Source organism: Butyrivibrio sp. LC3010, assembly GCF_000424385.1.
Taxonomy (GTDB): Bacteria; Bacillota; Clostridia; order Lachnospirales; family Lachnospiraceae; genus Butyrivibrio.
Genome location: NZ_AUJU01000015.1, coordinates 1 through 25,337, shown reverse-complemented (window position 1 = coordinate 25,337; position 25,337 = coordinate 1). Strand labels below are relative to the sequence as shown.

The window sequence follows — 25,337 nt, the reverse complement described above, 5'->3', positions numbered from 1 at the left end:
CAAAAAACACATTATTAAATTTGATATTTTTTTAATTGTCATATTCATATTTTTTGTTGTTCCAAAGACTGCATGTATATAAGAGGAATACGCACAGTAAATGTAGTTCCCACATTTTCCTCACTCTTAACCTCTATCGTTCCTCTGTGCATCAAAATAGCATTGTGAGTTATGGCAAGACCAAGTCCTGTTCCGCCAATCTCTCTGGATCTTGACTTATCTACACGGTAAAATCTCTCATAAATCCTATCGAGACTGTCCTCCGGAATTCCGATTCCGGAATCACTGATCTCACAGGTAAAATATTGATGATCAGCATCCAGCTTAACCTTGACAAAGCCATCATCCTTATTGTACTTAACTGCATTCTCGACAAGATTCATAAGTGCCAGTGAAAGCTTTATCTCGTCGATCTCAGCAGTAATCTCTCTTGTTGTTTCAAGTGTAAGTTCTATGTTATGCTTCCTTGCTATCGGCTTCATTCTCTTAAGAATGACCTCCATCATCTGCACCACATCTACCGATGTGATATTAAGAGGAGTAGCCTTTTTGTCCATCCTTACAAGTTCCAACAGATCGTTGATTATCTTATTCTCTCTGTCCACTTCTGCTGCTATATCCTCCATGAAATCCCTGTAGACTTCATTAGGGACATCCTCCTGCATGATAAGTGAATCAGCAAGTACCTTCATTGATGTGATTGGTGTCTTAAGCTCATGTGATACGTTTGAAACGAATTCCTGTCTTGATGTATCAAGAGCATTCATCTTAACAAGAAGCTGATTGAATGCCTGTATGATATGCTCGGTTTCATAGTAATCCGATGCCGGAATAGGTTCATTTGTAAAGCCTGCTCTTACATCATTAATAGCCGTAGAAATCCTGTCAAAGGGCTTAAGTAGTCTCCCTGACATATACCACGCCATCACCAGAATCAGCAGAATTGCAATAACCTCTATAGTTACAGCTCTTCTTGTGAGAATATCCATAGTCGTTGAAATGTACTCAGAAGAAACACTGATCAGAAGCACTCCTCTGACCACATCCTCTGTGGCAGTCTCTGCAGCCCTGTCGCCGCTTTCATAGGTCAGCGTCTCAGTGATAGGTGCTGTCATTTCGATGTAATGGTTATTCCTGTCGTATACCGTTGAAGATCCACTGGTTCCGCTTTTCAGACACTTAACCACTTCTTCGGAAATTATGGTCTTACCCTCGCTTATACCATAGGTATCCTTGCGAATAGTAAGATTACTGTCTATAACCATAACTCGTCCATCATACAGATTGGCAAGAAGATCCAGCTCAGCATTTATTACATCTGAAGTTGTATCAGAAAAATAGTTGTAATTGATCAAATGATTAGCCAGAATCATGAGCTGTGTAGAAACTTCCGTCTCTCTGACATTAACAGCACGGTCTTCGTAGCTTTCAAGAATCGCATAATGAATCACGAGGCATGAAACCAGCCCCGTGAGAAAAACAATCAAAAATATCCTGAATCTAAGACTTTTAAAAGGATTGTAAATCATAAGAGCTCCCTAATTAAGCCTGAAAGTAATAGCCTGAGCCCCACTTGGTCCTCACATAACGAGGTTCACTGGGATTATTCTCAAGCTTTTCTCTGAGTCGTCTGACATGTACATCAACTGTTCTCTCATCGCCCGGGAAATCATCTCCCCAGATTGCAAGAAGCAGCTCACTCCTGTTATAAACCTTACCGGGAGTCGATACCAGAAACTCAAGAACATCAAACTCTCTGCTTGTTAAGTTGATCTCTCTCTCTCCGACGTATACTCTTCTGTACTCCTCGTTTATCATAAGATCACCAAAGTTCAGTACCTTCTCCTGTACCTCGGGTTTATTGGTTCTTCTCATGATAGCCTTGATTCTGGCCTTCACCTCAAGAATATTGAAAGGCTTTGTGATATAATCATCAGCGCCATATTCAAGCCCAAGGATCTTATCCATATCATCACCCTTGGCAGTGAGCATTACTATCGGCACATTGGAAAACTCTCTTATCTGCTGGCAAACCTCAAATCCGTCCATTTTAGGAAGCATAACATCAAGTAGAATTATGTCATAGGTATTATCGTGAGCAAACTGCAATGCCTCTTCGCCATCAAAAGCACTGTCGACCTTCATTCCGTCCTGTTCAAGACTGTAACGGATTCCTTTTACAATTGTCTTCTCGTCATCAACAACTAATACCCTTTTTGCCATCTCTTCTACTCCATTCAACTAATCAAACTGTTATGTGATCTTTTATTTTTGAAAAGAACTTATCTTTGATACCGGTCACTTTTTTGATATCTTCGATAGTTCCAAATCTACCGTTTTCTTCTCTGTAAGCAATAATGCTTTTTGCTCTGCTGGGTCCTATTCCGGGAATACTGCAAAGCTCATCCTCTGTTGCTGAATTTATATTTACTTTTCCTTCGTCCTTTTCCGATGCAGAAGAACTATCAGATGGTGCTCCGATAATTCCGACCTGTTCGCCAATATCTGCTCTCTTCAGACTTCCATCCGTTTCAGCTATGGAAGCGCTCTCCTCAGTAGTAGGAACCTTAATCTTGATTCCATCCTCAAGCACAAGTGCCTGATTTATGAAGTCGCTGTCAGCATCCTCTGAAAAACCTCCTGCCGCTTTTATGGCATCCACCACTCTGCTGCCTGTAGGAAGCTCATAGACTCCCTCGCACAAAACAGCCCCGCAGACGTGCACCATAACGGTACTTGGAATAACTATCTGCGCAGCCTGTTCATCTGCTATACTATCGCTATTTTCAGATTGGGAAGTATGCTCCTTTTCCGTAGTATCAGATAATGCTTCACTGCTCTTTGCAGAGCTGCTATCTTCAGAAAAAGTCCCCTGTAAGCTCTCATCCGCGCTGTCCTCAGTAATCGGACCATCAGGTTCATAAATGATCATACCCGAATTTTTCTTACTGCAACCGGATGTAAATAAACTACAGGTCAAAAGTATAAATATAAAGCATTTTGTAATATTTTTATGCATGTCTCCTCCAGGATAAAAATGGAGGCCCCACCACGCATGAACTTTATTAAGTCCATCTTCATAATAACGGAAATAAATTCTTAAAGCAAGATGGCTGTAACATTTTCGTAACAATTACAAAAAAGACAGCCAATCAGATAAATCTTTTGTGAATTTTTATTCTTCCTGCCCTTCAGTTATAACAACCGTAGCATCGGGAAGTCTCTCTTCTTCGACCTCTGAGCCATTAATCTGAAGCTTAACATTTTCGGACAAAGTCTTTAAAGTATCGTTAACATTTGCCCCGTCCCAGATATCTGCAAAAGCAATTTCAAGCTTAACCCAGAAATTACTTGTAGCCATGAGTTTTGGCATCGGTACAGAATTGCCATAAACACTTAAAAATGAATCAAGAGAATCGTTATTGTATGGCACTCCCTCATGTGCTATGAGTTTCCCACTCATGGTATAACATGTATCAGTATTCTCACTGCAAAGGAAAGCAGCAAAATCGTTAGCTTTATCCGGATGCTCCGAATAGCCGTTTACCGCAAGGCAGTTGGTTACTGACATAGTTCTTGTGCCGTAGTTTTCGTTAAGAGCAGGCATGGTTGTAACACCGTAATCAAAGCTGCATTTTCCTTCACTCTTTGCCGCCTCGATTTTGGCAACGGCATCAGATGTTGCCACAGTGAATACAGTTTTTCCATCTATAAAATCCTGCAGAACCTTATCATAATTCACAGCGCTCTCATCAATGGCAAAGAACTGATTAAGCTGCTGATAAAAGCTCATACAGTTAATGGTATTCTCATTATAAACATCGATCTGACTGATATCATCTCCTGACTTGCCGCCAAGATTAAGATAATTCCCAACAAAGAAATAATTATAGAAGATATCGGTTACATCCCACTGAAATACTGACTCTACAGTATCAGGAGCATTGTAGTTATCCGCAAAGAGCAAAATATCTTCTATTGTTTTGGGAAGCATCTCCTGTACCTTAGCTTCAAGCTGCTCCTGACTAATCTCAACAGCTGCCGTCTCTCCTTCAGCCTCAGCTTCATCATATACAACTTCACCGGCTTCGTCTGAGTTTATGTCTGCGCCTTCAATCTCCCCGGCATCTGCCGCAGCCTGTGCAGCTTCGCCCTCTTCTGCATCAATCTCAGCCTGAGCCCTGGTCCTTACTTCATCCTCAAGATATGTCCTGTTGTATAAAAGAGAACTGGTCTCAAAATAGTAAGGATATGCTATGTATTTACCTTTATATGTAACAGCATTTTTGGCAGCATCACTAAATCCAAGAGCCTTATCATCCAGGATCTCAGGATTTCTGATTTCTCCCGCAAGTCCTGCAAGATAAGCCTTTTCAAGGCCGTCGTGTGTCATTATAAAAACATCAGGGAAATTATCACCCTCAGCAGACGCCTTGTTAATGGCTTCAAGATATTCAAGACCTGATACCAGCTCCAACTCTACTCTGGTGGTTTTACTCTTCTTATTATATTCAACAACTCTGCCTGTCAGATAGTCAGTCATTGCTGAATCCGTATACCACAATCTGACAGTGGTTTTATCATTTGAACCAAAAATAGGGCGTTCCTCATGGAGGCTGACACCCGATTTAGAATAATATAAAGCTGCCAAAAGCAGCGCTACCAAAAGAACTGCTCCCAGCAGCCTGAATCTCATTTTCATATAAACCTCGCAACCGATAACTTATTTAATGCAAGGCTCCAGGATACTAATCATCTCATCTACATTTTCCTTTGTAATGATGAGCGGAGGGATAAAACGTATTACATTTGTTCCAGCATTGATAAGAATAAGACCTTTTTCCAATGCTTTATTAATCGTGTCTGCCACGGGATGATCAAACTCAAGTCCCTGAAGCAGTCCGCTTCCACGGCGATCTATTATAAATTCATAGCGCTCTTTGAGTTCATCAAGGCGCTCCTCCAGATAATCCGAAACCTCTCTCACGTTATCTATTATATGTTTAGTCTCGAATAAATCAAGGACTTTGTTGATTGCAGCACCTGCCAGGGGATTGCCGCCGTAGGTAGTGCCATGATCTCCGGCAACCAGTGAATTCTGCCCCACCTTTTCAGTCATAAGAAAAGCTCCTACAGGCACGCCGCAGCCAAGAGCCTTGGCAGTAGTCATAATGTCAGGCTTAACTCCGTATTTCTGCCATGCATACATGTATCCTGTTCTTCCCATCCCACACTGAATTTCATCCAATATGAGAAGTATATCCTTTTCATCACAGAGCTGCCTTACATTCTTAAGGAATTCCTCTGTTGCAGGGTAAATTCCGCCCTCTCCCTGAACAGTCTCCATAATAATGGCAACTGTCTTATCTGTAACCTGAGCCTTAACACTTTCAAAATCGTTAAAGTTGGCAAAGCAGATGTTACCAATCATGGGCTCGAAAGCTTCTCTGTAGTGACTGTTTCCTGTCACTGAAAGAGCTCCAAAGGTTCTTCCGTGAAAGGAATGATTCATGGCGATTATTTCATGGTCAGTTCTGCCATCCTTTAAAAAGCCATATTTTCTGGCTGCCTTAAGTGCACCCTCAACGGCCTCAGCTCCGCTGTTTGTAAAAAATACGCGGTCCATGCCTGAGACTTCTTTAAGCTTTCTTGCCGCCTCAATTGCAGGTACATTGTAATAATAATTAGAGGTATGAATGACCTTATCAATCTGATTTTTTAAGGCATCATTATAATCCTTATTCCCGTAGCCAAGGGCGAATACTCCGATTCCTGACACAAAATCAAGATAGCTTTTTCCCTCAAGGTCATAGAGGTGAACTCCCTCTCCCTTATCCAGCACCACCTGATATCTGTTATAAGTATGTAAAAGGTCTTTTTCAGCCTCGTCTATATATTCCTTCATTGTGCTCATGAAATTTCTACTTCCTCTCTATAAACGCTATTTTCCTGCTTTATTCCTCTTTTTCATCATCATCTGCCACAAACATGGTTCCAACACCCTTGTTGGTAAAGAACTCAAGCAACAGGCAGTGAGGAATTCTTCCGTCAAGAATATGGACTCTGTGTACGCCTTCTTTTACTGCGTCTGTACAGTTTTGGAGCTTTGGAAGCATTCCGCCTCCGATATTGCCGCCTGCAATCAGTTCATCAACCTCAGAACAGGTAAGCCTTGAAATAAACGAGGACTTATCATTTATATCCTTGTAAACGCCTTCAATATCTGTGAGGAACACAAGCTTTTCAGCTCCCACAGCCTTTGCAATGGCACAGGCTGCATCATCAGCATTTATATTAAAGGTATCAAAATCCTCATTCATTCCAACCGGTGCGACTATGGGAAGATAATCATTATCCATAAGATCATAGAGTATCTTGGGATCAACCTTCTCAACATCTCCCACAAAACCTATGTCCTGACCACCGGAGAGCTTCTTTTTAGCCTTTAAAAGTCCGGAGTCTTTACCGCTTATTCCGATAGCCTTAACACCAAGCTCCTGAACCATTCTCACAAGGCACTTGTTCACCTTGTTTAAAACCATCTCAGCAATCTCCATGGTTTCTTCATCTGTCACGCGAAGTCCGTTAACAAACTCAGCCTCTTTACCAACCTTACCTACCCATTTGCTGATGGCCTTTCCACCGCCATGAACAATTATAGGCTTAAACCCAACAAGCTTTAAAAGTGTAACGTCCTTAATTACATTTTTCTGAAACTCTTCACTTTCCATGGCACTTCCGCCGTATTTAACAACGATAATCTTGCGATTATATTTCTGAATATATGGCAGAGCCTCGATAAGTACCTCCGCCTTTTTAAGCACTTCCTGCATATCTTTGTCCATTGCTTCTTCCTCCTCAAATATCTACCGGAAATATTACTTTGTAATCCTGCCTTACCGGTCGGAATGGTTCCTCCCTAAACTTTAAACGGTAACAGACTCCATAATCAGGATCTGTAATCAGCGTTGATCTTTACATAATCATAGGTAAGATCACATCCCCAGGCGGTTGCCTCATCGTTACCTGTATGCATATCAGCTATTGCAATTACTTCCTTCTGGGATAAAACCTCAGTGGCAAATTCTTCATCAAAAGGCTGTGGTTCTCCGTTCTTAAAAAGTAAAATGCTTCCCTTTGAACTTTCAATGGAAAGCTCTATCTTGTCAGGATCAAACAGAACACCTGAATAACCAAGTGCGCAAAGTATTCTTCCAAAGTTTGCATCATGACCATAGATCATAGCCTTTGTCAAAGATGAGCAGATAACAGACTTTGCCAGTGTTCTTGCATTTTCCTTTGTATCTGCATTGACAACCTTTACAGTGAACAGTGCGGTTGCACCTTCGCCGTCGCCTGCCAGCATTCTTGCCATTTCTTCGCAGATGGCATAAAGTGCATCCACAAAGGTTTTATAATCATCGTTTTCTTCTGTGATCACAGGATTGGCAGCATCTCCGTTGGCGATTACCATAAGTGAATCGTTTGTAGACATGTCGCCGTCAACAGATATCATGTTGAATGTATCAACAACTACTGTCCTTAATGCCTTCTGTAAAAGCTCATTGGATATTGCAACATCAGTTGTCATAAAGGAAAGCATTGTGCACATGTTGGGATGTATCATACCTGATCCCTTAGCCAGAGCGCCGATTCTGCAGGTTTTCCCGCCAATCTCAAATTCCATTGCCATCTGCTTGGAGTGCGTATCTGTAGTCATAATAGCTTCAGCTGCGCCTGTACCTGCATCTTCTGAATCAGAGAGCTCCGGAACCATTTTAGCAATACCGCCCTTTACAGCTTCCATATTCATCTGCATTCCGATCACACCTGTAGAAGCCACCAGAACTGAATCCTCAGGAATCCCCAGAAGAAGTGCCACTGCCCCGGCAGTTTCAGCACATAATTTTCTTCCCTGCTCTCCTGTACAGGCATTGGCTATTCCTGAGTTACCGACTATAGCATGAACAGGATGAATTCCATTGCATATCTCCTTATCCCACACAACCGGAGCAGCCTTTACAACATTACTGGTAAATACTCCTGCTGCCGTACATGGAGATTCACTGTAAATCAGCATCATATCTTTTCTGTTTATATATTTAATTCCTGCCTCGCAGCTTGCAGCCTTGAACCCCTTTGCTGCAGTCACACCGCCTTGAATACGCTTCATATTTTTGTCTCCTTCAAAACAATAGTTTTAACCCGCTTTAAATAGTAAGTGAACCAGCTCTTTAGCATGTAACAAATTCCGTGCGATTGTCTTCATTTAATGTAAAGTCATAGTAGTTCATATCTGATCTCAAGGTCCAATTCATACGCTGCCAGAAGGCATTGCCGACTTTATTCGTCACAAAAGCGTTTAGACATACCTTATTGATTTTTTCTTCCTTAAGCTTTTCTATGCAAAACTCGACCATTCTCTTACCGATTCCATGGCGTCTGTACTCTTTATTCACACATACATGATAAAAGCATGCCCGCCTTCCATCGTGTCCACACAGAATTGCTCCGACTATTTTGTTATCTTCAACATCAACTGCACAGGTTGTGGGATTCCTTTTAATGAACATCGATATTCCTTCAAAAGAATCATCGATGGTCCTTATTCCAAAACCGTCTATAGAATTCCACAGTGCATAAACTTCTGCATAATCTTCAATGGTCATTGTGCGTACCATGACTTACTCCACCTTAATCTTCTTTATAGATTTTCCGAACGATAACAAGGAAAAATCATTCGGAATCCAATTCTTTATGGAAATGCAGGAACAAAATCAAGTCCCATGCTCTCTTCAAGTCCAAAAAGAATGTTCATATTCTGAACTGCCTGACCTGCTGCCCCTTTTACCAGATTATCAATAGCTCCCATCAGGATAACGCGGCCTGTGCGCTCATCTATCTTAAATCCGATATCCACATAATTACTCGTCTCAACCCATCTTGTCTCGGGATATACTCCGTCAGGAAGAAGTCTTATAAACTTCTCATCCTTATAGTATTTCTCATAGGCTGCTCTTATCTCATCTGCTGTAGGAAGCTTGCCATCAGCTTTTTTCACCAATGATGCATATTCTGTAGCAAGTATTCCACGGTTCATGGGGATAAGATGAGGAGTGAAATTAATTTTAAAGCTCTCCCCTGCTGCGTAACCCAGCTGTTCCTCGATTTCAGGCGTGTGTCTGTGATTTGCAACTCCGTAGGGTTTTACGCTTTCATTAACTTCACAGAAAAGATTTGCTGTCTTTGCTCCTCTTCCTGCTCCTGAAGTTCCGCTCAAAGCATCAATGATAAGAGTTGAAGGATCAATAAGCTTTTCCTTTATAAGAGGATAAGCCGTAAGAATTGAGCAGGTCGTATAGCAACCGGGATTAGCTATAATTCTTGCATCCTTTATCTTGTCCCTGTTGATCTCACAAAGTCCATACACTGCTTCATCTATATACTGAGGTGCCTTGTGTTCAATCCCGTACCACTTCTCGTAGATCTTTACATCCTTTAATCTGAAATCAGCGGATAAGTCTATTATCTTTACCTTACTTAATATATTGTCATTCACAAGTCCGGCACATAATCCCTGGGGTGTTGCGGTAAAAATCACATCTACTTTATCCGCAAGCTCATCCATATTATCATCCATGCATTTAGCATCTACTACATTAAAGAAGTTTCCATACACTGTTGAGAATCTCTCATCAATATAACTTCTTGAACCGTACCAGACTATCTCAGCCTCAGGATGGGAATAGATCAGTCTTGCGATCTCAGCTCCCGCATATCCTGTAGCACCTATAATTCCTACCTTAATCATAACCGTGCCTTCCTTTATATATTCGTTATTCTCAATACATCGTTTATTATATGCTTTGCAACTCAGTATAATCAACATCTCATGTTTATGCAAGCATTATTTATATTTATGCATAAAATGTGAATATTATAAATTTTTATGCATAAAACTATTGCAAATAATTATTCAATGATGTATATTCGGCTTGTACAGCAAAAACAAATCCGTTAGATTATAAATAGACATTATTGTTTTTTCGATAAGCAATGATATTCAGACGGTATTGATTAAAGGAGGAAGACATGGCTAAAGAAAAGGTTATACTTGCATATTCGGGTGGTCTTGATACAACAGCGATCATTCCGTGGCTCAAGGAGAATTATGATTATGAAGTAGTTTGCGTATGCATCGACTGCGGACAGGAAGAGGAACTTGACGGGCTTGAAGAGAGAGCAACAAGCTGCGGCGCTTCTAAGCTTTATATATTAGATGTAATCGATGAGTTTTGTGATGAATATGTAGTTCCCTGCGTTCAGGCACACGCTGTCTATGAAAACAAGTATCTTCTTGGTACATCAATGGCTCGTCCGCTCATTGCCAAGAAGCTCGTAGAGATTGCAAGAAAAGAAGGCGCTGTTGCCATCTGCCACGGTGCAACAGGTAAGGGCAACGACCAGATCCGTTTCGAGCTTGGAATCAAGGCACTTGCACCTGATATCAAGATCATCGCTGCCTGGAGAAGTGACAAGTGGACAATGGATTCCCGTGAATCTGAGATCGAATATTGTAAGCAGCATGGTATCAACCTTCCATTCTCTGCTGACAGCAGCTATAGCCGTGACCGCAACCTCTGGCATATATCACATGAAGGCCTTGAGCTTGAGGATCCTGCACAGGCACCCAATTACAAGCACCTCCTTGTCCTTGGATGCACTCCCGAGGATGCTCCTGATGAACCTACTACCGTTACAATGACCTTTGAAGGCGGCGTACCTAAGTCAGTAAATGGTAAGGAAATGAAGGTTTCTGATATCATCCGCACTCTCAATAAGCTGGGTGGTGAAAATGGTATCGGAATCGTAGACATCGTTGAGAACCGTGTCGTTGGTATGAAGTCCCGTGGTGTTTATGAGACTCCCGGCGGAACAATCCTTTACGAAGCTCATCAGCAGCTCGAAGAGCTCATTCTTGACCGCGATACCTATACCATGAAAAAGGATATGGGCAATAAGTTCGCAGATCTTGTATATGAAGGAAAATGGTTTACTCCCCTTCGCGAAGCTGAGCAGGCATTCATCGAGTCAACTCAGAAGTATGTTACCGGTGAAGTTACCTTCCGTCTTTACAAAGGGAACATCATCAAGGCAGGTACTTCTTCACCCTACTCACTTTATAATGAGTCAATCGCTTCCTTTAAGACAGGCGACCTCTATGACCATCACGATGCAGAGGGCTTCATAAATCTGTTTGGTCTTTCCTGCAAGGTTCGTGCAATGAAGATGCAGGAAGTTGAAGGAAAAAATAAATAATTTAACTACTTGGTTCAAGTAAAATATCCCGGGTGAATCACTCCTGATCACCCGGGATATTTTTATAATAAAAAACAGTATTAAATGGTTTGTGGTTTTATTTTACTTTTGCATTTGTCTGCTTTGATACCTTCTCGATCATTTTTGATTTCTCTTCAGCCTCCTTTGCAGCAAGGCGTCTTCTTATTTCCTTGATATTACCGCGGTATGCAAAGGCTACCTTTATTTTTCTGCCATTATCCATGAGGACCCAGCCAAAGCCTTCATCCTTTATATGAAGCACATTTATAAGAGCATTCTGTGATATAGGGCATATTGAAGTAAAAATCTCACACTGCTCATATAAATTATAAATATCTGCGATGATAGAAAGCTCTCTGCCATCTGAGAAAAATATAGCAGCCTGATGCTCACTTGTCATCTCGGCACAGACGATATCATTCTCCCTGGCGTAAATCGTATCCTTCTCACCTCTAAGTTCAAGAGTAGGAATAGGATCTCCGAGTCTCCTCTCACATTCCGTAAGCATATCCTCCAGCTCTTTGACCTTTATGGGCTTATCAATAAACAAAAGTTCATCGAATAATCCGGCGTCTTTTGCAAGCGCTTTATAGTCATGCTTCGAGGAGCACATTACAACATTTTTTAATCCACCGGCTTCAAACAGGAGCTTTGCTACATCCATTCCATTTTTAAAATGGCTATCCTCAGACTCGGGCTCTGCCATATCAATGAAGATTATGTCATATAGCTGAGGGAAACGCATAAGCGCCTCGATATTACCATATAGATCGATATAAAAATGTTCCTTCCCCTCTTTTTGATATCTGTCAGACTGACGCCTAAGCAAACGTTCCATCTGCCTTCTGTCAGCGATATTATCATCAAAAACTGCTATATGCATTCTTCTGCATCCCCTTAATAAAATAAGAATTCCCTATTAAATAAATTACCTGAATAGGACCTCTATCGGTGACATCTTTACAGCCACAACTAATGCTATCTGCAAAAGTAAGATCATGGGCATTCCAACCACAAAATACCAATGCTTAGTCTTATGCCTGAAAATATACATTCCGAGAATACTGCCTATGCTGCCCCCCATAACAGCCAGTATAAAAAGGATTGATTCCGGTGTCCTGAAAGCATTCCTTTTAGCCTTCCTCTTGTCACTGCCCATGGCAAGAAAGCTAATAATATTCATTATTCCAAGATATACCAATAATAATTCTAATGAGTTCATGAAAGATATTCTAACTTATAAAAAGCCGCTTCGCAAGTTACTGCTTACACTTTACAGTGCTCACAGCAACCGGATTGTTACTGTTCACACCTTACGGTGCTCACAGCAACTGGATTTGCCCATTCCAGTTGCCTTCGGCAAAGGGGCAAATCCTATATTCAAGACGTAGAACATTCTCACGCTCAGCGCAGCAAGTGCGCAGAGCTGTCTGAACAGTAACACCGGATTTACAAATACCGGTTATCTTCGAAACACTATTTAGTATATGTAATTCTGATATCGTTTCCCTTTACCTTTACTGTCGCATCTGCACCCATAACTAAAGGAATCATGGGATCAATATGTCCGATATCTGCATCCATGATTATCGGCACTCCAAGCCCGGCGACAACATCTGTAACAGCATTATAGTGATCAGCCCCCATCATCTCCTGATTAAAGGCTGCCAGAGGTCTGCCAATCACAAATCCCTTCGCGTTCTCAAACCATCCTGCCTCTCTCATGTTCCACATAGTTCTTCTATAGCTCATCGGCGTGAGATCACAGGCTTCCAGAACCCATATAATATCCTTGTACTTTTTATTGAACTCCTTCATGTTATCAAAGCGCGTTCCAACAAGGTTTGCAAGAACATCCGCGCATCCACCAAGCAGGATTCCCTGCATACCTATCTCTGTCTCCGGATCTGCCTTTACTGCTTTTTTGCTGTCACATAAAAAGCTCGTCAGCTCTTTTCTTGAATTGTACTCATATGGTACATCAAAATTGTACGTGGTATAATCCACAGGCTCTTCCGGTTTCTCTCCGCTCTCTTCGTCTTTTATGAAAGGATTTAAATATTTCTCATAGCCAGAAAACTCTGTCTTTGTTCCCTCAAGGAGAGATAACGCATCCTCCTCAGGAAGCTCCCATTTCTTAGCAAAGCCTGATATACAAGGGCCATAAATTCCCTGCACCTCAGCTATAGTTACCATAGGAAAAATGAAATTCGTATTATCTGAATATCCCAGATACCACTTGGGCTTACTGTCCTTTAATGCCCAAAAATCCACATTGGCTATTGTCTCATTCATGAGCTCACCGCCGCCGGCAGAAATTATAGCATCAATATCACTTCTCTTATAAAACTCAGTCAGCTCTTTTGCTGCAACCTTGGGATCAGTGTTTATACCAATGCCGTCATTCTTAAAAAGAGTATCCCCCTCAGCGATTTTATAGCCTCTCTCCTCCAACTTCTTCTTAGCCACAAAATACATTGATCTGTATGGCTCGCTTGAAGGACCAAAAGATGGTGCTGTTATTCCGATTGTACATCCTGGCTTTACATAATCAGGTCGTCTTATCATATTCACCTCCAAATAATTACTCTGTTTCTACCTCCACATTTAAAAACCTTTTGTTTTTCTGAAGAAAAACCAGAATCTAAAGTTCTTCGAAATCAATATTCACACCTGTAAGAAAACGTCTCATATAATCATCCCAGATTTTTTCAAAGGACTTATCAAGTGTGAATCCCGATAACGCCACACCTGTAGTAAGAATTATCTCGCCCTCTTTAAATCTGAGCATAAAAACCAGTGATGAAACGCTACTGTTATATTCTTCCTGCAGGAGCTTTAACTTTTCATCCGGAGATACGCACATCACAAACTTAAAAGAAAGCGGTGTCCTTTTCCCCTTTATAAGCTCATAGCAGACAGGCTTTAAGCTCCTCCACTCCGAAAGATCATATGGCGGAATCTGTTCATCATCTGCCAAAAAAAATTCTTTATTCACTCTCCCATCAATGTGATATGTGTTAGCTGTGTGAAGCTCAGCGCTCTCCAATAAAAAATCATCAAAAACTTCTGACGCAAGAAGTACACTCATGAACTGTCTGGTATTTTTGATTTTTAAAGCAATCATGTTTTTGAAACTCCTCAAAAAATAGTCCACTTGTAATTATACAATATACTTGATTAACTCGTTAAATATTTTCTGATAAATAATAACCTCCGTTTATTTACCCATATTGCTTTTCATGCTAGAATATGTGGTGTAAAAAACTACATGGTTTCCGTTCCTAATGATGTTAGTAAGCTAACGCATTCATGGCATCACATATAGCCATTTCAGTACTTAACGGATTACTTGAAAGGAAAAATGTATTATGAGTTATAAAATTGTAGTAGACAGCTGCACGGATTTACCTGCTGAGTACCACACTGACAAGCGTTTCGAGATCATACCTCTTATTCTTCAGGTTGGTGATTATACTGTTCTGGATGATGAGAGTTTCGATCAGCTTGACTATTTAAAGAGAGTGGCAGAATGTGAAACCTGTGCAAAATCAGCCTGTCCCTCACCTGACAGATATAAGAAGGCCTATGAATGTGATGCAGATGATGTTTACGTAGTAACACTTTCTTCCAAGCTCAGTGGAAGTTATAACAGTGCACTTTTGGCAAAAGACCTTTATCACGAAGACATTGGAGAGAAAAACATTCACGTTTTTGATTCATTATCAGCCTGCTGCGGGCAGACAAATATTGCCTTTAAGATAATGGAGTACGCAGAGGCAGGTCTTCCCTTTGAAGAAGTAGTTAAAAAGGTAGAAACCTACCGTGATGGTATGGATACCTACTTCGTTTTGGATTCACTTGACACCTTGAGAAAGAACGGACGCCTGACCGGTATGAAAGCTATCGTTGCTTCTACCTTAAATATCAAGCCTGTATGCTATGCAATTGAAGGTGAGATCGCCCAGTGGAGCCAGGGTGTCGGCATGAGAAAGGCACTTATTAAGATGGCAGAGCTCACTGCCAAACGTATCAAAAATCCGGAAGAAAAGACCCTTATGATAACTCATATCAATTGCTATGAGAGAGCTGAGGTTGTTAAGAATCTTATACTTTCAAAAGTGAATTTCAAAGATGTACTGATAGTTGATGGTGCAGGAGTTGCTACTACCTATGCCGGAGATGGAGGAATCGTTGTAACCTGCTGATATAATCAGCAGGTTTTTCTTATAAAAATCTGCATATTCTTATATAGGATAAAGCGACATTCTTTTATAATACTTCTTTTCTATTTAGTGGCCATAGTTATATAATACATCTTGTATGTACAGGAGGTTAGTATTGTATGAAAAAAAGACTCTGTTTAACGCTGATCATATCTATGATCGGCCTTTATGGCTGTACCCCAATAAAGGACTCTGATGTAAAACAAAATAGTGAAGTTGTTGAAAATCAGGAGGAAAATACTGATGAGCAGGATAATGCCATAGCTCAGGATGATACTGAAAAAATGCGTCCTGATGTAGTTATAGAGAATCCTGAAATCGAGAAAGATGAACCTGTGCCCGAAGGCAGCGATTCTGAAGCCGGCTCTGACGTAGCCGCCAATGCTGAATCTGAGGACACTGTTTCCGATGAATCAATAAGTACTGATATGGAAGCCAGTGATGATACAGATCAGGCAGAAACAGACGCAGCTGACACAGATACACAGTCAGATGATGCTGTAGTTTATTCCAATCCTATTGCTGACAGCTTTGTATTATCAGATGATTTATCCCATGACTACGATAAAGAAATAAAAGATGCTGTTACAGAAATCTCCTCTTCTGCTTCAACAGTACAGGATGAGCTAAATGGGATTGAAGCCCTTGAGAGACGCTTCAACGAGCTCACAGAAAAAGCAGAAACCCAGGTTGAAATAAACCAGACAGCAAAGCATTCCTTCGATATCTGGGATTCGGAGATCAACAATCTCTGGAGCCGCGTAAATAAGCTTCTTGATGCTGCTTCAAAGGACAACCTGCTTCAGGAACAGCGAAAATGGATTTCCGTAAAGGATAAAATTGTTCCGGAAGCACTTGGTCCCAGAGAAGAAGGTGGCAGCATCTATCCAATGCTTGAGCTTTCACTTTTTAAGGATATCACCAAAAGAAGATGTTACTACCTTGCTACAATTATTGCAGATAAAAATGGCGAAGCCTTCACTCTCCCTAAGCGCAGTATTACCGGTGCTTATGTTGATGACCAGGACACAGACGACATTTACAGCTCGCTGATTATTACAGAGAGCATGGAATCCGGCTACAATGCAACAATCTCAATTTATCGTACCGCAACCGTGGAAGGCACTGTAACAAAAGAAGGATCTGATCTCATCTTTACAAGCTATGATGAATCTGTTAAAGGAATAATCCGATATGGCTGGAGCGGTGCGAGTTTGGAAATCACAGAAGCAGGTGCAGACTCAGTACTGAAAAAAGGTGATGTTTATGAATTTAAGATGACAATTTAAATTTTATTCTCATCGTTATAACATAATGTTTATAATTATATTTAGTACTTTTTCAATATACAAATTAATTCGTTTCTCCGAATAGGCAATAGAGTAATCACTCACAAGGATCCTGCACTCTCGCAATTCTAAAACATTAAAGTAAAATCCCGGATTTCAGAAAGAAACCCGGGATTTATTATAATTTCTTGGTCCAAAAGAGTCATAAGGAATCGTATTGAACCAGGTCCTCGCGAAGCGAATAAAAAAATCTGTTCAAGCTGTCATGAGTACTTATTAAGTATTCCAATGAGGTTATCATAAGATGCCTTTATCTTCTGATAAAGTTCATCAGAGCCCTCCAAAGACCCTGCTCTAAGAATTTCGGTCAGCTCAAGAACATCCGGCCTCATACCATCAAGTGCCAGATTGCCCGTAACTCCTTTTAATGAATGACAGCCCTTAAAAGCTGCCTCAGCATTTTGCTCTTTAAGGCCTTCTGTCAATTCCCCAAAGCTTTTATCATTCAAAAACTTCAGCATGAATTTTATCACGAGATCTTCATTGCCCATGAATCTCTCTTTGACATCATCCCAATTAACACCCCAATCAATCAGATCCTGTTTAAACTGTTCATTCATTCAAAATACCTCGTCAAACAAGCTGCACCAACCGAACTAAGCACTCTACTTGAGCAAGCTCCACTAAGCTCGACAACACCTTACTAAGTGGACTTGCATGGTTCGCACTAAGCTCGTAAAACCTCGCTAGTGCTCTACCCAATCAAAAAAATTATATTTATAACATCATTTTATCATAGATTTATGTTAATAAGAAAACTTTCCGCGCTTCAAAAAACTGTGATAGGTATTATGTCGTTACTGTTCAGACAGCTCTGCGCACTTGCTGCGCTGAGCGTGAGAATGTTCTACGTCTTGAATATAGGATTTAAGCATTATTCATTCCAGCAAGCTTTTCCGCCTGGCTTGCTGTGGTAAGAGCATCTATCAGTTCCTCAAGGTCACCGTCCATTATTGAATCAATCTTATAAAGGGTCAGATTGATACGATGGTCTGTTACTCTTCCCTGGTGGAAGTTATAAGTTCTGATCTTTTCTGATCTGTCACCTGTTCCAACCTGGCTTTTTCTGAGGGCAGCCTCTGAATCATGGGCCTTTTGTCTCTCCAAATCAAAGAGCTTGGCACGAAGAACCTTTAGTGCCTTAGCCTTGTTTTTTATCTGGCTCTTCTCATCCTGACAGGAAATAACTATTCCTGTGGGGATATGTGTAAGTCTTACAGCAGAGTCCGTTGTATTTACGCACTGTCCGCCATTTCCTGACGCTCTGAAAACATCAAACTTACAGTCATTCATATCGATATTGACTTCAACATCCTCAACCTCAGGCATTATAGCCACTGTTATTGTGGAGGTATGAATTCTTCCACCGGATTCAGTTACCGGAATTCTCTGAACTCTGTGAACTCCACTCTCGAACTTCAGCTTGGAATAAGCACCTGTTCCAGAAAGCATAAAGCTGACTGACTTCATTCCTCCGATTCCGGTGTCTTCCACGCTCATTGTCTCTATTTTCCAGCTATGTCTGTCAGCGTATCTCGTATAAACCCTGTACATATCAGCTGCAAAAAGCGCCGCTTCATCACCACCTGCACCGGCACGAATCTCAACGATAACATTTTTATCATCGTTAGGATCCTTGGGAATCATAAGAAGTCTTAATCTTTGCTCTATCTTTGGAAGTTCATCCTTTGCCTCAGAAAGCTCTTCTCTGAGCATTTCCTTCATATCCTCATCAGATTCAGCAAAGAGAAGCTCCTCACTGTCTGAAATTGTTTCCTTGCATTTCTTATAATTATTGAATTCTTCTACTATCGGAAGTAAATCACTCTGCTCCTTCATAAGAGCTCTGAACCTGTTCTGGTCTGCTGCCACGCCTGGTTCACCCAGCTCCCTTGTTATATCCTCATATCTGCGGACTGTATCTTCTAATCTATCAAACATATTGCTCTCCTATTCTCAATATGAAAGCTTAAGAATCTAATAAATCATCACTCTATCCAAAGCTTTCACTACATCTACTACACTCTGTTTTCAGTTATCACCAAAAAACTTATTCTATTTTTGCAACTCACAAAATATGAACAAAAGTAAGGTGATACATACCAACAAGCGCAGCTAATAGAAGCAGCCACTTACCACTCTGTCATTTCCTCCAAGATCTTTAATTACCTGAACATCTTTATATCCGTTTTCTTCCATGAGAGCTTTTACAGCTTCTCCCTGGTCATATCCGATCTCCAAAAGAAGATACCCATTCCTGTAAAGGTATTCTTTTGCCCCGGGAACTATCCGGCGATAAAATAAAAGTCCATCTTCACTTCCGTCAAGTGCCATGTATGGCTCGTAGGTCTTAACCTCCGGCTCAAGGCTCTCTATAACTCCTGTCGGAATATACGGCGGATTGGATACTATAAGGTCATACTTCTGATCTGATTCATCTCCGGGAAAAATATCTGCCTTCACGGCTTTATATCTGTCGGCAACTCCAAGCTTAACCGAATTTCTCTCTGCAATCTTAAGAGCAGCCTCTGAAATATCTGTTCCTACCGCAGTAGTGTCATTGGTGTATTTCAGAAGACTTAGAGCTATACAACCTGAGCCTGTGCAAAGATCAAGTATACTCATACCATCATGAATGAATCTAAGAGCCTCCTCTGCAAGAGTCTCAGTATCCTGATTGGGAATAAGTACATCGTTTGTCACATCAAACTCAATTCCCATGAACTCGGTATTTCCAATAATATATGCAACAGGAACTCTCTCCATCCTTTTCCCGATAAGATTCCTGTACTCCAGGGCATTCTCATCAGAGACCTGCATATCGCCGTGTGAGAGCAATGTATTATGATCCGTACCGCAAACATGCTCCAGAAGAAGTCTCGCATCCAGTGAGGCCTCGGAAATACCAGCACTATTTAGTTTTTCTTCACCCTCTTTAAAAAGCGATGCATAGTACATAAATAATCACTCCGCAATTTCATCTTCAAACTTATGTCCAAAGGAATCCTCTAAAAATTCCTTCCAGTCAAAAACAGCCTCAACTGACTTAATTCCGACTTCTATCATCTCATCGTCAGGCTCTTTTGTTGTCAGCATCTGAAGCATAAGCCCCGGTAAAGACAGAATCTTTATAAATATATTATTGCTTCTACCGGCAAGTCTTATGATCTCGTAGGAAATGCCTGCAATAACGGGTATAAGAGCTATTCTGACAAGTATTCTAAGCGGTATAGACTGAACTCTTATAAAGAAGAACAGTATGATACTCACAAACATTACAAACAAAAGAAAGCTGCTGCCACATCTCTTGTGAAGTCTGGTACTTGCCTTTACATTTTCAAGTGTGAGAGGTTTTCCGCTCTCCAGACAGTTTATACACTTATGCTCTGCCCCATGATATCTGAAAAGTCTCCTGATATCCTTCATACACGAGATCAGAAGTATATAAACAATAAAGATCAGAATTCTTAAAAGTCCCTCTAAGAGCACCACAAGAGAACTGTTTCTTATCTGATTCTCAAAAAGTGAACTTATATAATAAGGCAGGATCATAAAAATACCAATAGCCATAATAAATGAAATTACTGTGGTGAGAGCCATGGCAAACTTCTCTTTTCCTTCTTCAGCGATTGGATCCTTGGAAGAAGCAATCTCCTCCTGTCCAAAAAGTGAAGCTGAAAAGTTGAGAGATCTCATTCCCAGAACCAATGAATCCCAAAAAACAAATACTCCACGAATAAAAGGTATATGAGTCAGTCCAAGGCTTTCTGCCTTACCAAGATAATGTTCTGTGTCTACTGCTATTTCACCATTCTCTTTGCGAATAGCAACTGCATACATATCCTTGTTGCGCATCATAACGCCTTCAAGCACTGCCTGCCCGCCAATTCCTGAATAATGATTGATTTTTTTCTTACCCATAATTATTTTGCTCCTCAATGCGTGCTATACCGATTTAACAAACTCTACCAGGTTCGTGAAGAACCTCGCCAAATACACTGTTCAAAAAAAGAGGCTGAGGCAGTAGCCTCAACCTCTTAACATTTCCAGTAATTAGTTGTTAGAAGTCATACCATACTTACGGTTGAACTTATCAATACGTCCGCGAGCAGCGGTTGCCTTCTGTGTTCCTGTATAGAAAGGATGGCACTTAGAACAAATTTCTACGTGGATTTCCTTCTTTGTTGAACCTACTGTAAATGTGTTACCGCAGTTGCAGGTAACTGTTGCCTGATAATATTCTGGCTGAATGTCCTGTCTCATCTTCTCACCTCTTTTATATCAATGATTCTTAATATTTTACAAATATTATACTATAGTTGCAAACGCTGCATAATCACAACAGCTTATTTATCTTAGCATATTAGGAGTTCCTACGCAAGAGTAAAATTTCCCATATCTGATTCTTGAATACATTTAGTAACTTGTAAAACTAAATTCCACCCCTTTAACACACGACATGGAACTTACTAATTCCAAACTCGGGTATGGAATTTACTAATTCTTATTGATATCATCCATAGGTTCATCCACATATGCTCTCCGGCATTAAGGAGGAACTTATGGAATCCACTAATAAGAACAAGCATCTTGATTTAGACAAGCGTTATGAAATCCAGCATGGTTTGGATGACTCTCTCAGCTTTAAAGCCATTGGAGCTGCGATAGGAAAAGACTGTACCACTATTTCAAAAGAAGTCAGAGCACATATCATATATGAAAAGAAGGGCGCTCCTTATCGGCCTTTCAATGACTGCGCTAACCGAACACACTGCACTCACTATGGGGATGCCTGTGACGAGTGTACCAGAAAAAACAAAAAGAACTGCAGAAGCTGTGGATCATGCATACCTGCATGTCCGGATTATGAGAAGGAACTCTGTCCTCTTCATACAAAGCCTCCATATGTATGCAACGGATGCAGCGTGAGAAACACATGCACCCTTGAGAAGCATCTTTATAATGCACGCTATGCGCAGAAAGAGTATGAAGACTTAAGGAGCGAATCCAGATCCGGCTTCAACCTCACAGAGAAGGAACTTAAGCAGCTCAATTCAGTTGTAAGTCCCCTCCTTATGAATGGGCAGTCAATACACCACATCCTCACTAACAATCCTGACAAGATACTCCGCTGCGAAAAGACCATTTACACATATGTGGACAACGGACTCTTTGATAGCAGGAACGTTGATATGCCAAGAAAAGTCCGCTTCAGAGTAAGAAAGAACAAATCTGTTCCACTGAAAGTTGATAAGGCATGCCGAAAGGGGCGTACCTACGATGATTACTTAAAATATCGTGAGGAGCATCCGGAACTTCCTGTGGTGGAACTCGATTCAGTTGAAGGCATTAAGGGCGGAGCCGTTCTCCTGACAATACACTTTGTTCTACAGAAGTTCCAGCTTGCTTTTCTTAGACCGGCAAATGACTCACAATCGGTTATAGACATCTTCAATGATATATATGACCTTTTAGGAAAAAAGCTTTTCATGAAACTCTTCCCTATCCTTTTATGTGATAACGGAACAGAATTTTCTAATCCTGAAGCACTCGAATACAGTTCTGATGGCGAGCTGCGCTCAAGAGTATTCTACTGCAATCCATCAGCTCCAAACGAAAAAGGTTATGACAAGTTATTTTTTATGTAAAGAAATAATAACAACCCATGTAGTATAAGCAATTATTTGTAGATTTCTTTACATAATAATGCCGATACTGTTACTAAAGACATTTATGAAAGGAGAACGTTGTCTATGGTAACAGATATCAGTGAATTAATTAAACTATGTAGTGCAGAACTGATTGACAGACAGTACAAACCTGACTATGCAGAAAAGATTCAGTCGCACTGGGATGAACTAAAATGCTGGATGGAAAAGAACTCTTTAACAGTTTTTTCTGAAAGAATCGCTAATCAGTATTGTGATTACCATATAGGAACCCATCTGCTTTTAGAAGGGATGAGTTTAAAAGACAAAACGCATTTAAGAGCCATTCGTATGCTTGTTTCATATCAGAAAGATGGCGAGTTTGAATTCAGATCACCAAGAGTTGAATACACTTTTTCTGGTAGAACAGGAAATTTAATACAGGAATTCCTTATTTATGCACGAGATGAACTACATAGGACACACTCTACTATTTCTGAGTACACAAGGGTTCTTTCTAAACTAAATGCTTTTATGAAATATCGAAATATCGATTTAGAAATGATAGGCATGGATGAAATAGAAAACTATTTCAAGGAGTACTGTGAAACAGTTGGCGCAAGGCATGATTACGCCAATTCCCTTCGTCAATTCTTTAGATATATTTATAGCAGGCATTATACGATAAAGGATCTATCATCATTTATACTTCCTGACAGTTTTAATCGGCATAGCAGCATTCCTACGACGTATACTGAAGAAGAAATCAGCAGAATAATAAATGCTCCGGACAGATCTTCTGCTATAGGAAAAAGAGATTATCTTGTATTGCTACTTGCAGCTGAGTATGGCTGGAGAAGTGCTGATATAACAGGCTTTAGGCTTGATCAGATAGATTGGGATAAAAACATCATACGATTCGAACAGCAAAAAACTGATGTCCCAGTAGAGTACCCGCTCCTTTCCTCGGTAGGAAATGCTATTATAGATTATCTTCAGCATGGAAGACCAAAATCTGAACGGCCAGAGGTTATCCTTTCATCAGAACAATCAAAATATGGAAAGCCATTAAAATCCCCTACTATTCATTCAATTGTTACAAGATATATGAAAAAAGCGGCTATAACTGGATGGAAGGATAAAAAGCATGGAGCCCATTCTTTAAGACATAGCCTGGCCTCAAATCTATTAAAGAGAAATGTTTCTCTTCCGGTTATTAGCACAGTTCTTGGACATCAATCTACTGAAACTACGAAAATATATTTAAAAGTAGATATTGATCGCCTTCGTACTTGTACTTTGAGTATGCCTACACTTTCTTCCCGTTATTATAGAAAGGAGGCAACAAAGTCATGAAATATACGTATGTCTCAGGATTTGCAGATGAGATGAACTGTTATATCGCTTATAAAGAAGCATCAGGTTTCAAAAGACTCTCATATGAAAAACGTTTGGCCCAGTTTGACAGGTTTTGCGTATCACAAGGAATAACGGATGTAAGATTTACCGAAAATGATGCAATTGCCTGGGCTGTTAAAAGGGATGAGGAAGCTGTAACAACTCATTATTCTCGCATTAACTTTGCCAAAAATTTCCTGCTGTATTTGAGCAGAAAGGGTTATGATGTCTACATTCCTCATGATATCAAATCAATTCAAAGCGACTTTAAGCCTCATATATATACAGATGATGAGATTTTTAGGTACTTTCAGGCAGTGGATACTTATGAGCCTGATAAAGGGAATAAAAAGAATCTTATTCAGCTTCCTGTACTATTCCGGATTCTCTACTGTTGTGGAACAAGAATAAATGAAACTCTTGGCATAAGGAAAAAGGATGTAGATTTTGAAAACGGAATAATAGCTCTATATGAAACCAAAAACGATTGTGCTAGGTACATTGTGCTTTCAGATGAATTGCTAGATTTAATAACACAATACGCAGATAAATGCTTCTATTCCCTTGAAGATGATGAATATATTTTTACAAATGTAAATGGTGACCGACTCTGCGGAGATGTCATATATGAACTTCACAGAAAGTTTTTGGATAAGGCCCAAATACCATATTTTGGCGATGGTAACGGACCAAGGATACATGACTGGCGACACACTTTTGCAGTACGTTCGTTTAAGCAGATGGTAGACAACGGCGTTGATCTTTATGTTGCATTACCGGTACTGTCAACATACCTTGGACATAAAACAATATATGCAACTGAAAAGTATTTACGCCTTACAGTAAACATTTACCCCTACATAGAAGAAAAATGGGCTGCAAGTATAAATGATATTTTTGGAAAGGTGGCGACTATCTATGAACAGGACTGACTTTGCCATCTTCTTGAACAAGTACTTAACTGATTACATGGTAAATGATCGTGGCTGTAGCGCTAAAACAATTGATTCATATAGATATGCATTCATTAATCTTTTGCAATACTATTCAGAAGAGGAATCCATTGACGCTGATAAAGTAACGTTATCCGATTTGACATATGAAAATATCATTAGATTTCTTGAATGGTTACAAGAGCACCAGCATAATAGCATTTCATCACGAAATCAAAAACAATCTGCAATAAATAGTTTTATCCGGTATCTCTCATATGTAAAGCCGGAATATATGCCGGAATATCAAAGGATACTTGGAATTCCAATAAAGAAGGTTCCGCAGAAAGAGATATCTTATCTCAAAGAGGATGGCGTAAAACTCTTAATGGAGCAAATCCCACTACATAACACAAACGGATTAAGGGATTACATAATTCTGAT

At 40.3% G+C, this 25,337-nt stretch carries 25 protein-coding genes; 7 read left to right on the top strand and 18 right to left on the bottom strand.

Annotated elements, in window-relative coordinates; translation table 11 throughout:
- Positions 1 to 44 precede the first annotated feature (44 nt).
- From G622_RS22575 to argC, 9 genes are all read right to left on the bottom strand, one after another.
- Positions 45 to 1,529: a sensor histidine kinase gene (locus tag G622_RS22575; protein ID WP_044915326.1), complete on the bottom strand. Its 1,485-nt coding sequence runs from the start codon at positions 1,527 to 1,529 to the stop codon at positions 45 to 47.
- A 13-nt stretch (positions 1,530 to 1,542) separates the two neighbouring features.
- Entirely contained in the window at positions 1,543 to 2,223 is a 681-nt protein-coding gene (locus G622_RS0110840) for a response regulator transcription factor (protein WP_026510741.1), read from the bottom strand.
- 22 nt (positions 2,224 to 2,245) lie between these two features.
- A complete protein-coding gene (locus G622_RS22570; protein WP_049945803.1) occupies positions 2,246 to 3,019 on the bottom strand; it encodes a helix-hairpin-helix domain-containing protein in 774 nt (257 codons plus the stop codon).
- Between the two features lie 156 nt (positions 3,020 to 3,175).
- Complete coding sequence (locus G622_RS22565) at positions 3,176 to 4,702, bottom strand: sugar ABC transporter substrate-binding protein (protein WP_044957518.1); 1,527 nt, start codon at positions 4,700 to 4,702, stop codon at positions 3,176 to 3,178.
- Positions 4,703 to 4,723: 21 nt separating this feature from the next.
- Entirely contained in the window at positions 4,724 to 5,905 is a 1,182-nt protein-coding gene (locus tag G622_RS0110825) for an aspartate aminotransferase family protein (protein WP_081675278.1), read from the bottom strand.
- 49 nt (positions 5,906 to 5,954) lie between these two features.
- Entirely contained in the window at positions 5,955 to 6,845 is an 891-nt protein-coding gene (gene argB / locus G622_RS0110820; RefSeq protein WP_026510739.1) for an acetylglutamate kinase, read from the bottom strand.
- Positions 6,846 to 6,949: 104 nt separating this feature from the next.
- Positions 6,950 to 8,173 carry a bifunctional ornithine acetyltransferase/N-acetylglutamate synthase gene (argJ, locus tag G622_RS0110815; RefSeq protein ID WP_026510738.1) on the bottom strand — a complete coding sequence of 408 codons (1,224 nt, stop codon included), beginning with the start codon at positions 8,171 to 8,173 and terminating at the stop codon, positions 6,950 to 6,952.
- Positions 8,174 to 8,234: 61 nt separating this feature from the next.
- Positions 8,235 to 8,681, bottom strand: coding sequence for a GNAT family N-acetyltransferase (locus G622_RS0110810; RefSeq protein WP_026510737.1), 447 nt, complete (start codon positions 8,679 to 8,681; stop codon positions 8,235 to 8,237).
- Positions 8,682 to 8,755: 74 nt separating this feature from the next.
- A complete protein-coding gene (gene argC / locus G622_RS0110805) occupies positions 8,756 to 9,811 on the bottom strand; it encodes an N-acetyl-gamma-glutamyl-phosphate reductase (protein WP_026510736.1) in 1,056 nt (351 codons plus the stop codon).
- Between the two features lie 281 nt (positions 9,812 to 10,092).
- Between argC and G622_RS0110800 the strand changes: the two genes are divergently transcribed.
- Complete coding sequence (locus tag G622_RS0110800; RefSeq protein WP_026510735.1) at positions 10,093 to 11,319, top strand: argininosuccinate synthase; 1,227 nt, start codon at positions 10,093 to 10,095, stop codon at positions 11,317 to 11,319.
- 97 nt (positions 11,320 to 11,416) lie between these two features.
- On the opposite strand, the gene G622_RS0110795 is transcribed toward G622_RS0110800, so the two are convergent.
- The 4 genes from G622_RS0110795 to G622_RS0110780 form a co-directional block, all read right to left on the bottom strand.
- The gene (locus G622_RS0110795) at positions 11,417 to 12,223 is read right to left on the bottom strand and encodes a response regulator (RefSeq protein ID WP_026510734.1); all 807 of its coding nucleotides are present in this window, start codon (positions 12,221 to 12,223) and stop codon (positions 11,417 to 11,419) included.
- A 45-nt stretch (positions 12,224 to 12,268) separates the two neighbouring features.
- Positions 12,269 to 12,562, bottom strand: a complete 294-nt coding sequence (locus tag G622_RS0110790) for a DUF1294 domain-containing protein (protein WP_026510733.1) — start codon at positions 12,560 to 12,562, stop codon at positions 12,269 to 12,271.
- Between the two features lie 254 nt (positions 12,563 to 12,816).
- Positions 12,817 to 13,908, bottom strand: a complete 1,092-nt coding sequence (locus tag G622_RS0110785) for a S66 family peptidase (RefSeq protein WP_081675273.1) — start codon at positions 13,906 to 13,908, stop codon at positions 12,817 to 12,819.
- 76 nt (positions 13,909 to 13,984) lie between these two features.
- Positions 13,985 to 14,467 (bottom strand): DUF5721 family protein, encoded by a 483-nt coding sequence (locus G622_RS0110780; RefSeq protein WP_026510731.1) that lies wholly within the window; start codon positions 14,465 to 14,467, stop codon positions 13,985 to 13,987.
- 244 nt (positions 14,468 to 14,711) lie between these two features.
- On the opposite strand from G622_RS0110780, the gene G622_RS0110775 reads away from it, so the two are divergent.
- Both G622_RS0110775 and G622_RS22560 read left to right on the top strand, forming a co-directional pair.
- Positions 14,712 to 15,548 carry a DegV family protein gene (locus tag G622_RS0110775; RefSeq protein ID WP_026510730.1) on the top strand — a complete coding sequence of 279 codons (837 nt, stop codon included), beginning with the start codon at positions 14,712 to 14,714 and terminating at the stop codon, positions 15,546 to 15,548.
- 137 nt (positions 15,549 to 15,685) lie between these two features.
- A complete protein-coding gene (locus G622_RS22560) occupies positions 15,686 to 16,855 on the top strand; it encodes a lysozyme inhibitor LprI family protein (RefSeq protein ID WP_049945802.1) in 1,170 nt (389 codons plus the stop codon).
- Positions 16,856 to 17,118: 263 nt separating this feature from the next.
- Here G622_RS22560 and G622_RS22555 read toward each other — a convergent pair whose 3' ends face one another.
- The 5 genes from G622_RS22555 to rpmE all read right to left on the bottom strand — a co-directional run bounded on the left by G622_RS22555 (position 17,119) and on the right by rpmE (position 21,178).
- Positions 17,119 to 17,475, bottom strand: coding sequence for an Hpt domain-containing protein (locus G622_RS22555; RefSeq protein WP_044915313.1), 357 nt, complete (start codon positions 17,473 to 17,475; stop codon positions 17,119 to 17,121).
- Positions 17,476 to 17,782: 307 nt separating this feature from the next.
- Positions 17,783 to 18,856 (bottom strand): peptide chain release factor 1, encoded by a 1,074-nt coding sequence (prfA, locus tag G622_RS0110760; RefSeq protein ID WP_026510729.1) that lies wholly within the window; start codon positions 18,854 to 18,856, stop codon positions 17,783 to 17,785.
- Between the two features lie 174 nt (positions 18,857 to 19,030).
- Positions 19,031 to 19,873: a peptide chain release factor N(5)-glutamine methyltransferase gene (prmC, locus tag G622_RS0110755; protein WP_026510728.1), complete on the bottom strand. Its 843-nt coding sequence runs from the start codon at positions 19,871 to 19,873 to the stop codon at positions 19,031 to 19,033.
- 6 nt (positions 19,874 to 19,879) lie between these two features.
- Entirely contained in the window at positions 19,880 to 20,836 is a 957-nt protein-coding gene (locus tag G622_RS0110750; RefSeq protein ID WP_026510727.1) for a DUF1385 domain-containing protein, read from the bottom strand.
- A 132-nt stretch (positions 20,837 to 20,968) separates the two neighbouring features.
- Positions 20,969 to 21,178 (bottom strand): 50S ribosomal protein L31, encoded by a 210-nt coding sequence (rpmE, locus tag G622_RS0110745; protein ID WP_026510726.1) that lies wholly within the window; start codon positions 21,176 to 21,178, stop codon positions 20,969 to 20,971.
- Positions 21,179 to 21,477: 299 nt separating this feature from the next.
- On the opposite strand from rpmE, the gene G622_RS22550 reads away from it, so the two are divergent.
- From G622_RS22550 to G622_RS0110725, 4 genes are all read left to right on the top strand, one after another.
- Positions 21,478 to 22,563: a helix-turn-helix domain-containing protein gene (locus tag G622_RS22550; RefSeq protein WP_049945801.1), complete on the top strand. Its 1,086-nt coding sequence runs from the start codon at positions 21,478 to 21,480 to the stop codon at positions 22,561 to 22,563.
- Positions 22,564 to 22,668: 105 nt separating this feature from the next.
- Entirely contained in the window at positions 22,669 to 23,919 is a 1,251-nt protein-coding gene (locus G622_RS0110735) for a site-specific integrase (RefSeq protein ID WP_026510725.1), read from the top strand.
- A complete protein-coding gene (locus G622_RS0110730; RefSeq protein WP_026510724.1) occupies positions 23,916 to 24,893 on the top strand; it encodes a tyrosine-type recombinase/integrase in 978 nt (325 codons plus the stop codon). Before G622_RS0110735 ends, G622_RS0110730 begins: the two co-directional genes overlap by 4 nt.
- On the top strand, positions 24,880 to 25,337 hold a 458-nt coding region (locus G622_RS0110725), incomplete at its 3' end, for a tyrosine-type recombinase/integrase (RefSeq protein WP_026510723.1). The genes G622_RS0110730 and G622_RS0110725, both read left to right, overlap by 14 nt.